This is a genomic window from Gorillibacterium massiliense, assembly GCF_000455485.1.
Taxonomy (GTDB): Bacteria; Bacillota; Bacilli; order Paenibacillales; family NBRC-103111; genus Gorillibacterium; species Gorillibacterium massiliense.
The window spans coordinates 30,716-43,284 of sequence record NZ_CBQR020000094.1 but is presented as its reverse complement, the minus strand read 5'-3'; the positions used below and the strand labels follow the sequence as shown (position 1 = coordinate 43,284).

The following is a 12,569-nucleotide window of genomic DNA, read 5'->3' as shown; positions in this document are numbered from 1 at the left end:
TGACATGCAACGATTCCATCCGGTTTGGGTATGTTAATGACGTTCTTCGTCCAGATCCGACCGGCAGGTGAATCGATGAATCCTAACCGAAAGAAGAAAGCAAGAACCGTAGACTTGTCCCTTCAGGCAAAATGGCTGCTCCTGGTTAACGGTCTGTACGTTGTGGCCAACGCGCTATCCGGCACTTTCGTTAACGTCTATTTATGGAAGGTGAAAAACGATCTGGCCATGCTGGGCTGGTTCGCTCTTTATCAGCAAGCTGCCATGGCTCTCACCTTTTGGCTTTGCGGCAAGTGGGCGAAAGAAGGCAACATCATGAACTGTCTGCGAACGGGACTGGCGACGGCAGCTTTGTTTTACTTGGTTGTTCTTGTCCTGGGCTCCACGGCCGTTCAATGGATACCGCTATTGGGCATCGTGCAGGGGCTTACTTCTGGCTTTTTCTGGCTCGCCTTCAATGTGCTTTACTTTGAAATTACAGGACCCGAGGATCGGGACAGCTTCAACGGCTGGGCAGGACTGTTGGGCTCCGCTGCGGGTATGGCGGCTCCCTGGATTTCGGGGCAATTGATTTTCCGATTGAAAGATGTAAATGGATACCGGCTGATTTTCGCTCTGTCCCTCGGCGTATTTGTCGCGGCTTTCTTTTGCTCGTTTCTGCTGAAAAAGCGTAAGGCGGAAGGACGCTATCTCTGGAGCTTCGGAGCTCGGATAGTTCGACGGAAAAACGGGGTTTGGCGGCGTGTGCTTCCGGCTCTCGTCGCGCAAGGGCTGCGGGAGGGAGTCATCGCTTTCATGATTCCGGTATTGGTTTACATAAGCACGCGAAACGAAATGAAGCTGGGCAATTACTCTCTGGTCACCTATGGGGTTGCGTTGTTTACCTTTTTGGCAGCAGGTCGTTACGTTCGTCCCCATCGCAGGAAATGGGCTATGTTGATAGGTGGAGCGGGCATGACGGCGGTGGTACTGCCTTTTTTCAAACAGGTAAGCTACGGAACGCTTCTTTTCTATGGAGTGGGTACAGCGTTGTTTCTTCCCCTGTTCTTTATACCGGTAACATCTGTAGTCTTCGACTTGATCGGAAGGGAACAAGACGGCGGCGCCAACCGCGTCGAGTACATTGTCGTCCGGGAAGTGGCGATAAACGCAGGGCGAATCATCGGAACGGTGGTTTTTATTGGCGTCGTCTCCGCCACAACCTCCAGTCTGGCGACGAATCTGCTGCTTTTTGGAATCAATCTTTCGACAATAGCAGTATGGCTGCTGCTAATTCCGTGGCTTGGTGCTAAAAAAGGCAAGCTTTCCGGTATGAAGGGCAGCTAATTTCTCTTTTACAGCCGTAACCTTTCGTTGTATAGTGGTAATAACATTTTTTTCTCCATAAGAGCTTATAAGTTTAGCACTATAATAAGCCTTATTCCCAATGGTAAACGCCGTTCGTCTTGAAATGGACGGCGTTAGCCGTTTATCCTTGAGTCACCATGCATCGCCATTACACGATCGGAGGGTTTCATATGAGTGAACTGAAGTTGAAAATTCTGGACCTGCTCAAGGAGGATGCCCGAATGGACGCGGCAACGCTTGCGACCATGTTGGGAACGAACCGGGAGAGTGTTGATGCGGCGATCGCGGAGCTTGAAGCGGAACATGTCATTGTCAAATACGCGGCGGTAATCAACTGGGGCAAGGTCAACGACAAAGTCACCGCACTCATTGAAGTTCAGATTACGCCGGAACGTGGCCGTGGTTTCGATGCCATCGCCGAGCGAATTTATCTATATCCGGAAGTGAAATCGGTTTATTTGATGTCAGGAGCCTACGATCTGCTGGTTGAAATCGAAGGCCGCACTCTGAAAGAGGTCGCTTCTTTCGTTTCCAGTAAGCTCTCGCCAATCGACAGGGTATTGTCGACGAAAACGCATTTCATTCTGAAAAAATACAAGCAGGACGGGATTACGTTCGAGGATCATGAAGAAGATCATCGGCTCCCGGTCTCCCCGTAGGTGAGCGGCCATGATTGAGAACACACCAACAAAAACAAAGTCGATGCGGGATTTCCTCAATCCGATCGTTCGCGATATTCCACCTTCCGGAATCCGTAAGTTTTTTGATCTGGTCAGCGGAAGTAAGGACATCATTTCTCTTGGGGTTGGGGAGCCGGATTTCTCTACGCCCTGGCATGTAAGAGATGCTGCCGTTTATTCTCTGGAGCGTGGCCATACCCGCTACACCTCCAATTCCGGCATGATTGAGCTGCGGGAAGCCATTTCGTCCTATTTGGCGAACTCCTTCCATGTTGAGTATCAACCACAGGATGAAGTGCTCGTTACCATCGGCGGCAGCGAAGCCATCGATTTAGCTTTGCGCGCTTTGATTACGCCAGGGGATGAAATTCTCGTTCCCGAGCCCTGTTATATTTCCTATAATCCGATCACCAGCATAACCGGCGGCGTTCCCGTAGGCATTGAAACCTTCGCCAAGGATGGCTTCAAGCTTACCGCAGAATCTTTGCAGGCCAAGATTACACCCCGGTCGAAGATACTCGTTCTATGCTATCCCAGCAATCCGACAGGGGGAATCATGACCTACGAGGATTATCTCCCCATCGCTAAAATCGTCGAGGAAAACGATCTGATCGTGATATCCGATGAGATTTACGCTGAGCTGACTTATGAAGGCAAGCATGTGAGCTTCGCTTCTTTGCCAGGTATGAAGGATCGGACGATTCTTGTCAGCGGCTTCTCCAAAGCTTTTGCCATGACCGGCTGGAGGCTCGGTTATGCCTGCGGTCATCGGGAATTGATCGCCGCGATGATGAAAATCCATCAATACACGGTGATGTGCGCTCCGATTATGGCTCAAGTGGCCGGAATTGAGGCGCTGACAAACGGGATGGAAGAAAAGGATAAGATGATGGAGTCCTATAATCAGCGGCGCAGGTTGGTGGTAAGCGGATTCCGGGAGCTGGGCTTGTCCTGTCATGAACCTCACGGAGCATTTTACGCTTTTCCCAGTATCGAATCGACGGGTCTCTCATCCGAAGAGTTTGCTGGGCGCCTCATTAAGGAGGCGAAAGTAGCAGCTGTGCCCGGGAACGTATTTGGCCTGGGGGGAGAAGGGTTTCTCCGTTGTTCTTATGCGACTTCCGTCGCACAATTAAACGAAGCTCTTGAGCGGATGGGCGTATTTTTGCAGAAAATCCGACAAGTGTAAGCCTTTGGAACCAGGTCTATATGAGCTGGGTAATGAGAAAGTTCTATATCTTTTATGACATTATTATGATATATTTATGGCATTAAATTATAGAATTTGTAAATAAATTTAATTTTTCCCTTGCTGTTTCAATTGTATATCGCTCCCTTTTGCAAAGCTTTCATTCTTTTTGCAGGAATCGGTTAAGACAAGGAGGGATCAGGATTGTTATACAAGGGCGGCATTGCTGTCACTTCTGATGGCACTTTTGTCATTCGAGAGAGTGGATCCGGTATTTTTGGCAAATCCTATCTGCCTTCTCCAACCTCTTCTCTTTATTTCCTGGAGGAAGAAATTCGAATTTTGCGTCTGCGCATGGAAGAATTGGTAGAACGGGAGAAGTCACTCACCGCGCCCCGGGTTGTGGAAGCAAGCAGCAAGCTGGACATCAAGATCAATGAATATATGTATACGATAGGAAGCTGCTGATGCAGCTTCTTTTCACTGTATAAGAAAAGAAAATACTTCGCATCCTTCCTTCTGTCAGCTTGCATCAAATGGTAGCATCCCCTATACTTTTGACTAAGAGATTAGCTTGAACCCGATGAATTCATTTACTGTCAGGTGCCCGGATATCGCCGAAAAGCGTACGGGTTAAAAGGGAAGCCGGTGCAAATCCGGCACGGTCGCGCCACTGTAACCGCGGGATTGCCTCAGATCAGCCACTGTCCGATAAGGGCGGGAAGGCGAGGCGGTCGGCAACTGCGGAGTCAGGAGACCTGCCTGGCGGTTAGCTGACGAAATCCTTCGCGGAAAAGGATGCGGCTTACCGGGACTTGTCACGGCATTGTTCTGCCGTCCCGTCGTATGTCGAACCCCATCCGTTAGGATGGGGTTTTTCGTTGTGCGTGAGATCGGCCCGGTATCAAGCTCCTCTCATATGGCGGAATGCCAAACCATATGGATAGGAGAGAGATCAGGATGATGGAAATGAAGCTTTGGGGGAAACGCATCGGGGCGGTAGCGCTATCGGTGGCTTTGGCGGCAGGCTTGACGGCTTGCGGCGGATCGAAGAAGGACGACGGCGGTGCGGCAACGGCAGCTCCTACGGTGGCAGCAACAGCTTCCATGGCTCCGTCTGCAGCGCCAACAGCAGCGCCGACGCAAGCGGCTGCGGCGAAGACGGTATATCCGCTAACGCTGACGGATGCCACGGGACAATCGATTGTATTTGAAAAAGCTCCGGAGCGAGTGATAACCCTTGCGCCTAGTGAAACCGAGGTTGTTTATGCGATTGGCGGCGGCGATACGGTTGTAGGCGTGGACCAATACAGCAATTATCCAAAAGAGGCGAACTCGAAGCCAAAGGTGGGCGACATGACGACTGATATTGAAGGGGTAGTTGCCCTTAAGCCGGATGTTGTGTTTGCTGGCGCGTCTTTGAATGCAAAAGCGATTGAAGCATTGCGTAAGCTGAATGTGAAGGTTTATGCGTCGGAGCCAAAGACCTTCGATCAGGTTGTGGAGAAAATTGAAACGGCGGGCGTCATTTTGGACCGTCAGGAAGACGCTGAGAAAACGGCGAATCATATGCGCGAGGAAAAAGCACGCATTGTTAACGCAGTGAAGGATTTACCGAAGAAAAAAGTATACATGGAATTTTCTCCGGGCTGGAGTGTTGGCAAAGGCGAGTTTATGGATGAGCTGGTTACCCTTGCAGGCGGCGAAAATGTTGCTCAAGATCAGCAGGGCTGGTTCGAGATTAACGCCGAAACGATTATCAAAAGCAACCCGGATGTCATTCTGTACACAACAGGACCGGGTATTGGCGATGCGGTCAAGGATGCCATCAATAAACGTCCGGGCTTTGACTCTCTGGCGGCAGTTAAAGAAAATCGTATGTTCGCGCTCAATGAAGATATCGTTTCCCGCGTAGGCCCGCGTTTATTGGATGCACTCGTCGAAATGGCGAAGGCGATCCATCCGGAAGCGGTGAAGTGAAGCAATATAAATTGAACGAAAGAAAGGGATGAAGGAGCGGAGAAACCGATTGTTCTGGAAAAGGTTCAGCGGTCGCCTTTGCGACGATATCGGAAAGTATAAAACTTCGGAGCATCGGCTTCCTGATATCGCAAGAAAAACTACCTTTATACGCGGTCTGGCTTCTTTGAATGTACATCGATAGGTGTTTTTCTTATCAGATTCCTACCTTTAAACAACTATATAATCAAGGAATCTTAGCGCAACAGCGACTCTCCAGAATAATCAGGTTTTGCAGTGACGGAATCCTTACAATCTTAAGTTCAACTTATATTGAGATCGGCTGGTGAGTTATGGGTAAAGGAAGAGCTTGGGTTTATGGAGGAGGCGCCTGCCTCCTCTTACTACTATCCGTTGTCGTTAGCCTTTCTCTTGGTTCAGCGAGAGTGCCGCTGAAAGAGGTTTGGGATATCCTTCTGCATCGACTGCCTTTTATCGGCGATCTTTTCCCTTCGGGCGGATGGAAGCCAGAGAATGAGGTGATCGTTGCTCTGGTTCGTCTGCCGCGGGTTGTTTTGGCTATGCTGGTAGGAGCATCACTGGCCGTTGCTGGGGCTGGTTTTCAAGGGGTGTTGCGCAATCCGTTGGCTGACCCTTACACGCTGGGCGTGGCTTCCGGTTCTTCGGTGGGGGCGGCATTTGTCATTCTTTTTGGCATGCAATCCTTGTGGGGAATGTGGGCAGTGCCTTTCGCGGCTTTCGTTATGGGACTACTCACCTTAGTGATTGTCTATTTTTTGTCGGGGCGTTCCGGCAGGCTGCGTATTGAAACGATTATTCTTTCCGGAGTTATCGTGCAGGCCTTTTTCGGTTCGTTTGTTTCCTTGATGGTGTCGCTTTCCCGCAACGTTGTGAATGAGATCGTTTTTTGGCTGATGGGCAGCGTTGCTATGCGAGGATGGGAATATTCGCGGTTGGTAGCTCCTTTTTTGATCGTGGTAACGGTAGTTTTAGTCGCATTCAGTCGAGCGCTTAATCTATTTACACTTGGCGAAAAGCAGGCAGAGCATATGGGTGTCAACGTGCAGGTAACAAAGCTTGTGGTACTTGGTGCTTCCAGTTTATTGACTGCAGCGGTTGTGTCCGTTTCCGGCGTTATCGGCTTTGTCGGGCTTATCGTGCCTCATCTCGTGCGGCTTTTTGCAGGGCCGGATCACAAGCTGTTGATTCCACTGTCTGCGATAGTTGGAGGGATTTATGTCGTGTGGGCGGATACGCTGGCGCGTCTTGTTTTAAGCGGGCAGGAAATTCCTCTCGGCGTTGTCACTGCGCTGGTCGGCGCTCCTTTCTTCGTCTATTTGCTGAAAAAAAGGGATAGGGAGGCGACCCGATGATCGACGTGAAGAAGCTTTCGGTAGTTGCCGGGGGGACGGAGATCTTAAAAAATATCGCCTTCAACGTCCCGACCGGGGTGTTTTATGGCATTATCGGCCCGAACGGCAGCGGCAAGTCTACCTTGCTGCGGGCCATTTCGGGGCTTGCACCGGAAATGAAAGGGACCGTGCGGGTGGAAGATAAGCCGGTTCATTCCTATTCCCGCAAAAAACGAGCGCAGCTGGTGGCGGTTCTCGCCCAAGAGGGACTCGAGCCGGTGGAGTTTACGGTCCGGGAAGTGCTGGAAATGAGCCGCTTTCCCTATCAAAATTGGTTGGGGCGCGAAAAGGGAGATTCCTCCCGAGTCATTGAGGCTGTCATGGAAAAGCTGAGTTTAGCGCATCTGGCTGACCGCGGCATCGCCAGCCTGAGCGGCGGGGAACGGCAGCGGGTCGCTTTGGGACGGGCGATGGTGCAGTCGCCGCGGCTGCTTTTGCTGGATGAGCCAACGACCTTCCTCGACATCGGGCATCAGGTGCAAATGATGGACTACGTGCGGAAATGGCAGCGGGAAAGCAACTTGACGGCGGTGGCGGTACTGCATGACTTGAATTTGGCCGCTCAGTACTGCGACCGGATTTTGGTGCTGCATGAAGGCAAAGTTGTTCATATCGGCACCCCGGAGGAAACGATGCGGGAAGAGCTGATTGAACGGGTATATGGCACCCGGCCAACGATTTTGCCCCATCCGGAAACGGGATCGCCGCAGCTTTTGCTGCGTCCGGGCCATGCCGGTCAGCAGGCCGGGAAGGCGGATGCCTTTCGGGAGGGTTTGCAGCAGGCAGAGGATTTGGAAAGCCGGCAAAATTATGAGAAAATGAGCTCAGACTTGGCAGTCGGAGCAGGGAAGGTGAGACCGTGATGAAGATCTATACGAAGTCGGGAGACAAAGGACGGACGTCGGTCATCGGCGGAAGGGTAGAGAAGGATGACCCACGGGTGGAAGCCTACGGTACCGTCGACGAACTGAACAGCTTTCTCGGCCAAGCCATCTGCTTGATGGAAGGTCCGCTTTACGAAGACATGCGGGCGGATATGGAGATGGTCCAGCATGAGTTGTTCGACTGCGGCGGAGATTTAGCGATTTTGCCTCCGGAAGGCGTGGACGAGTCGATTCCGCGTCCTTATAAGCTGCAGGCTGACAAAGTGGATAATCTGGAAGCTTGTATCGATAAGTACGATGCGGAAACACCGGATATCACCAAGTTTATTTTGCCGGGAGGAAGTCCATTAGCTTCGGCCCTGCATATATGCCGCACCGTCTGCCGCCGTGCTGAACGCCGAGTGGTGACGCTGGCGAAAGAGGCGGTCATCAACGAGGAAGCGCTGCGGTATTTGAACCGGCTGTCAGACTTGTTTTTTACGGTGGCCCGTACGGCGAATTTCCGGGAAGGCAAAAGCGACGTGGAGTACGTGCGCAGCGCGGATGTATTCCACACCCGGAAGGATAAAGAGTAAAGATCCGTTTCACGCTTGAGCCACCGATCAGTATAAGTTGAACGAAAGGAAGGATGAAGGAGCGGAGAAACCGATTGTTCTGGATACGCCACACATGCCGCTTGCACGTCACGAGCGAATGTGTGAAAATCGGCGAAGCCGCCTGAAACCGATCTTAGATTAACTAAGATTCGTTCAGGATAGCTTCAGCGGTCGCCTTTGCGACGATATCAGAAAGGATAAACTTCGGAGCTTCAGCTTCCTGATATCGCAAGAAAAATAACCTCTATACGCGGTCTGGCTTCTTTGAATGTGCGTCGATAGGCGTTTTTCTTATCGGATTCCTATTTTTATGAAGTAGTCTAATCATGGAATCTGAGCGCAACAGCGATTGGAAGAATAATCAGGTTTTGCAGGGACGAAATCCTTACAACCTTTTGTTCAACTTATTTTATGGCAGCCGCAAACAAGATTTTACGAAGAGGATGAAACCGTTGAAAGAGAGCGAGCTTACCTATTATCAGCCTTTAGTCCACGTCGTCACAGATGAGCAGGACGGTCTTCTTTTACGGACGCTGCTTTTGAACAAGATGGGTTTGTCCCGCAAGCTTCTATCCCGCCTTAAGCTTACGGAGCAAGGCATTTTGGTTAACGGCGAAAGGCGGTACACCAACACGCGGGTAGCGGCCGGCGACCGGGTGGAGATTCGCATGCAGGAGGAGGAATCGGAGGAGATTTTGCCCGAGCCGATGCCTTTGGCTATTTTATTTGAGGACGAGCATCTGCTCATTCTGCATAAGCCGGCGGGAATCATCGTCCATCCGACCCACGGGCATTACACCGGCACTCTGGCCAACGGAGTCGTTCATTATTGGCGGGAAAAAGGCGAAAACGTCCGCTTCCGGCCGATCCACCGATTGGACCGGGAGACCTCGGGGGTGCTGGCGGTGGCGAAGACGCCTTACGTGCACCAGCATGTCTCAGCCCAGATGATGGCGGGAACAGTGGAAAAGGCGTATACCGCTCTGGTGAGGGGATACCTGGAACCGGCGGAAGGCACCGTGACGGGACCAATTGATCGGCATCCAGAGGCTCCCTATTTCCGCATCGTCACTCCTGACGGCTATCCGGCCGTGACCCATTACCGGGTGGAGGAAGCCTACGCCGCCGGTTCGGTGGTGGACATCCGTCTGGAAACCGGACGGACCCATCAAATCCGTGTACACATGCGGCATTTGGGCCACCCGGTGATCGGCGACAGCATGTACGGACCGGACACGGATCACCCCGACAATCCGATGGCTGGGTCGGCAATACTCGATTCGATGGAATGGAACTACCCCATCGAGCGGCAAGCGTTGCACGCCCGGATGCTCGCTTTTCAGCACCCGGCAACAGGCGAGCGTATGTCATTTGTTGCGCCGATGCCGGAGGACATGGAAGAAACGACGGCATATCTGCGACAGAGCAAGGAATAGCAGGACGCACGCATACACGAAAGGGGCAAGTTGGCGTGGAGCTTACGATGTACGGGATTCCCAATTGCGGCACATGCAAAAACGCCAAGAAATGGCTGGAATCCCACGGACATAAAGTGGAGTTGGCGGATTTGAAGATGAGTTCGCCCTCGGAGACGACTTTATTAACATTAATCCAGCAAAGCGGGCTGGACGTGGATCGATTTTTCAACACGTCGGGAGAGGTTTACAAGACGCTGAGCCTGAAGGACAAGATCAAGTCGATGAGTTTGGATGAGAAACTCCACATTCTCTCGAGCAACGGAATGTTAATGAAACGCCCCGTTGTCACCGATGGGAAAACGACAACTGTGGGCTTCAAAGAAGAAACCTACCAGTCGGTATGGGGCTCACATTAATTCGAAATCAGCCACGAGTCATTGGCCTGGTATATAAGACAGGGCTAGTCTAGCCTTTTTGTACCTCCATGCCGGTTGTGGCAGTGGAGGTTTTTTAAATGGCAAAGGTCATCATGGTGCAGGGAACGATGTCTAACGCAGGGAAAAGCTTGATTGTAGCAGGTTTGTGCAGAATTTTTAAGCAGGACGGGTACCGTGTGGCACCTTTTAAATCCCAGAACATGGCGTTAAACTCCTATATTACGGAGGAAGGGCTGGAGATGGGAAGAGCACAGGTCATGCAGGCGGAAGCGGCGGGCATAAAGCCCTCCGTACGGATGAATCCGATCCTTTTGAAACCGACAAATGATATCGGCTCGCAAGTGATTGTGAACGGGGAAGTCCTTGGCAACATGAGTGCCAGAGATTATTTTGCCTATAAGAAGAAGCTGATTCCTGATATTATCAAAGCCTATCGAGCTCTGGAAATGCAGTCGGATATTATCGTTGTTGAGGGCGCGGGAAGCCCGGCTGAGATCAACTTGAAGGAAAATGACATTGTAAACATGGGACTCGCTGATCTGTTGGATGCGCCTGTCCTTTTAGTCGGTGATATTGACAGGGGCGGCGTATTTGCTCAATTAATTGGAACGTTGATGCTCTTGGAGGATCAAGAGAAAGCAAGAGTTAAGGGACTTATCATTAATAAATTTCGCGGGGATAAGACCATTCTCGATCCTGGCATTACGATGTTGGAAGATAAAGGGCGCGTCCCGGTAGTCGGCGTTGTTCCCTATATGAATATATCTCTGGAGGACGAGGACAGTCTGACCAGTCGTTTTGACAAAAGAGAAGCGGCACAGATCGATATTGTGGTCATTCGCCTGCCAAGGATTTCCAATTTTACGGATTTTGCCGTTTTTGAGCTGATTGAAGGCGTGTCTGTCCGATATGTGGACTCTGTCTCCCAGTTGCAGCATCCGGATATGATTATCCTGCCGGGCAGCAAAAATACGATAGGCGATCTGAAGTGGATGAGACAGAATGGGTTGGAGGCGGCAGTTAAAAAGAAGAAAGAGGAATGTATTATCTTCGGGATCTGCGGCGGCTATCAGATGCTCGGTCGCTCGATCTCCGATCCCTATCGTATCGAAGAAGGTGGAAGCATTCTTGGCATGGAATTACTTCCAATGGATACGGTGCTGGAAAAAGAAAAGATTCGCACCCAGGTGCAAGGGGGATTTGGAGAACTATCCGGATTATTCTCAGAGTTGTCTGGAATGGAACTCACGGGTTATGAAATCCATATGGGCATCAGCACCGCAGATCAGGGCAGCAGGCCGCTGTGCACCTTAACGGATGTGCGGGAAGGGAATAAGAAGGCGGATGGCCTGTCAGCGGACAATATTTACGGCACTTATGTACATGGCCTATTTGATCATGGGGCACTCGCATCTGTGATCATAAGAAAGCTTGCTGAGAGAAAAGGGTTGTCCATGGAAAGCGGCTTGACGATGGATTATGCGACGTTTAAAGAGACTCAGTACGATAAGTTGGCGGATACCTTGCGGCAATATCTGAATATGGATGAAATCTATCGAATGATGAATGAAAGGAAGAGTGACGATGAAAGAGTTAATTGAATTCGCGATTGATAGACCGGATGAAGCGATGAGACAAAGAGTAAAGGAAGTCTGGGACGGAATCGCCAAGCCTTTGAACGGCATGGGACAATTTGAGCCGATCATTGCGCAAATTGGCGCGATCACGGGAACGGCTGATATCGATATTTATAAAAAAGCGGTCATCGTAATGTGCGCGGACAATGGAATTGTCGAAGAACAGGTAAGTCTGTTCGGATATGAGATGACCGCCATTATCGCGGGTGAGCTAGGTAAAGGAAGCACCTCTGTCTGCAAAATGGCAAGACAGGTCGGAGCTGATGTCATCCCGGTGGATATTGGCATTCATCAAAAAGAAGAAATCCCGGGACTTATTCGGCATAAAGTGGCACATGCTACGAAAAATTTTATAAAAGAACCCGCGATGTCGGAGGAAGAGGTTCGAAAGGCGATTGAAATTGGAATCGCAATGGTGAGTGATTGTAAAGATAAGGGCTACCAGCTTATAGCCACGGGCGAACTAGGCATGGGCAATACGACGACCAGCAGTGCCATGGCAGCAGCCTTGCTGCAATGTAAGGCGGAAGAAACGACCGGCACGGGAGCGGGACTCAGTAGGGAAGGATTAATGCATAAAAGCGAAGTGATCAATAAGGCTTTAGAGAAGTACCGGTTCTCCAAGGACGAAACCCTTCGCATCCTTGCGAGTGTCGGGGGTCTTGATATTGCAGGACTTGTGGGCGTATTTATCGGCGGCGCCGTCTATCATATTCCGGTCATTATAGATGGAGTCATCAGCGCGGTGGCGGCATTGACGGCTGAACGCCTCGTTCCAGGGGTTAAAGAATATGTGGTGCCTTCTCATTTAAGCAGGGAACCAGCGGCAAAAAGAATACTGGAGGAGCTTGGCGTACATCCGATCATCGATGCTGGGTTAGCATTGGGAGAAGGGACAGGGGCGGTGATGATGTTTTCCCTGCTTGATATCGCCTTATCCGTATACCACAGCGGAGCTACCTTTGGCGATCTCCATTTGGGCAGCTGAG

Annotated in this window: 12 protein-coding genes and 1 riboswitch; all 12 genes read left to right on the top strand. The window is 50.9% G+C overall.

The annotated features are described in order from the left end of the window. The first annotated feature begins 75 nt into the window (after window positions 1–75). The 12 genes from TJ79_RS11175 to cobT all read left to right on the top strand — a co-directional run bounded on the left by TJ79_RS11175 (window position 76) and on the right by cobT (window position 12,568). Complete coding sequence (locus TJ79_RS11175; RefSeq protein WP_040950386.1) at window positions 76–1,326, top strand: MFS transporter; 1,251 nt, start codon at window positions 76–78, stop codon at window positions 1,324–1,326. Window positions 1,327–1,517: 191 nt separating this feature from the next. Beyond that, entirely contained in the window at window positions 1,518–2,006 is a 489-nt protein-coding gene (locus tag TJ79_RS11170) for an Lrp/AsnC family transcriptional regulator (RefSeq protein ID WP_040950385.1), read from the top strand. 10 nt (window positions 2,007–2,016) lie between these two features. Continuing rightward, window positions 2,017–3,216, top strand: coding sequence for an aminotransferase class I/II-fold pyridoxal phosphate-dependent enzyme (locus TJ79_RS11165; protein WP_040950384.1), 1,200 nt, complete (start codon window positions 2,017–2,019; stop codon window positions 3,214–3,216). Between the two features lie 204 nt (window positions 3,217–3,420). Further along, window positions 3,421–3,684, top strand: a complete 264-nt coding sequence (locus TJ79_RS28115; protein WP_052339500.1) for an aspartyl-phosphate phosphatase Spo0E family protein — start codon at window positions 3,421–3,423, stop codon at window positions 3,682–3,684. A gap of 116 nt (window positions 3,685–3,800) precedes the next feature. Then, a riboswitch (cobalamin riboswitch) is annotated at window positions 3,801–3,996 on the top strand. A gap of 180 nt (window positions 3,997–4,176) precedes the next feature. Next, window positions 4,177–5,196 carry an ABC transporter substrate-binding protein gene (locus TJ79_RS11155; RefSeq protein WP_052339499.1) on the top strand — a complete coding sequence of 340 codons (1,020 nt, stop codon included), beginning with the start codon at window positions 4,177–4,179 and terminating at the stop codon, window positions 5,194–5,196. 332 nt (window positions 5,197–5,528) lie between these two features. Further along, on the top strand, window positions 5,529–6,569 hold the full coding sequence (locus TJ79_RS11150; protein WP_040950383.1) for a FecCD family ABC transporter permease: 1,041 nt from the start codon (window positions 5,529–5,531) through the stop codon (window positions 6,567–6,569). Next, window positions 6,566–7,471: an ABC transporter ATP-binding protein gene (locus TJ79_RS11145; protein ID WP_081756855.1), complete on the top strand. Its 906-nt coding sequence runs from the start codon at window positions 6,566–6,568 to the stop codon at window positions 7,469–7,471. Before TJ79_RS11150 ends, TJ79_RS11145 begins: the two co-directional genes overlap by 4 nt. Then, a complete protein-coding gene (locus TJ79_RS11140; RefSeq protein ID WP_040950382.1) occupies window positions 7,471–8,067 on the top strand; it encodes a cob(I)yrinic acid a,c-diamide adenosyltransferase in 597 nt (198 codons plus the stop codon). Before TJ79_RS11145 ends, TJ79_RS11140 begins: the two co-directional genes overlap by 1 nt. Window positions 8,068–8,531: 464 nt before the next feature. Continuing rightward, window positions 8,532–9,524, top strand: a complete 993-nt coding sequence (locus TJ79_RS11135) for an RluA family pseudouridine synthase (protein WP_040950413.1) — start codon at window positions 8,532–8,534, stop codon at window positions 9,522–9,524. A 47-nt stretch (window positions 9,525–9,571) separates the two neighbouring features. After that, window positions 9,572–9,922, top strand: coding sequence for a Spx/MgsR family RNA polymerase-binding regulatory protein (locus TJ79_RS11130; protein ID WP_040950412.1), 351 nt, complete (start codon window positions 9,572–9,574; stop codon window positions 9,920–9,922). Window positions 9,923–10,020: 98 nt separating this feature from the next. Further along, on the top strand, window positions 10,021–11,544 hold the full coding sequence (locus TJ79_RS11125) for a cobyric acid synthase (protein WP_040950381.1): 1,524 nt from the start codon (window positions 10,021–10,023) through the stop codon (window positions 11,542–11,544). Beyond that, window positions 11,528–12,568, top strand: a complete 1,041-nt coding sequence (gene cobT, locus TJ79_RS11120; RefSeq protein WP_202903312.1) for a nicotinate-nucleotide--dimethylbenzimidazole phosphoribosyltransferase — start codon at window positions 11,528–11,530, stop codon at window positions 12,566–12,568. The genes TJ79_RS11125 and cobT overlap by 17 nt, the downstream gene beginning before the upstream one ends. The last annotated feature ends 1 nt before the right edge of the window (window position 12,569 follow it).

Coding starts and splice junctions, on each gene's coding strand:
- TJ79_RS11175 (WP_040950386.1), top strand. CDS start 76: ATGAATCCTAACCGAAAGAAGAAAGCAAGAACCGTAGACTTGTCCCTT.
- TJ79_RS11170 (WP_040950385.1), top strand. CDS start 1,518: ATGAGTGAACTGAAGTTGAAAATTCTGGACCTGCTCAAGGAGGATGCC.
- TJ79_RS11165 (WP_040950384.1), top strand. CDS start 2,017: ATGATTGAGAACACACCAACAAAAACAAAGTCGATGCGGGATTTCCTC.
- TJ79_RS11155 (WP_052339499.1), top strand. CDS start 4,177: ATGATGGAAATGAAGCTTTGGGGGAAACGCATCGGGGCGGTAGCGCTA.
- TJ79_RS11150 (WP_040950383.1), top strand. CDS start 5,529: ATGGGTAAAGGAAGAGCTTGGGTTTATGGAGGAGGCGCCTGCCTCCTC.
- TJ79_RS11145 (WP_081756855.1), top strand. CDS start 6,566: ATGATCGACGTGAAGAAGCTTTCGGTAGTTGCCGGGGGGACGGAGATC.
- TJ79_RS11140 (WP_040950382.1), top strand. CDS start 7,471: ATGAAGATCTATACGAAGTCGGGAGACAAAGGACGGACGTCGGTCATC.
- TJ79_RS11135 (WP_040950413.1), top strand. CDS start 8,532: ATGAAACCGTTGAAAGAGAGCGAGCTTACCTATTATCAGCCTTTAGTC.
- TJ79_RS11130 (WP_040950412.1), top strand. CDS start 9,572: ATGTACGGGATTCCCAATTGCGGCACATGCAAAAACGCCAAGAAATGG.
- TJ79_RS11125 (WP_040950381.1), top strand. CDS start 10,021: ATGGCAAAGGTCATCATGGTGCAGGGAACGATGTCTAACGCAGGGAAA.
- cobT (WP_202903312.1), top strand. CDS start 11,528: ATGAAAGAGTTAATTGAATTCGCGATTGATAGACCGGATGAAGCGATG.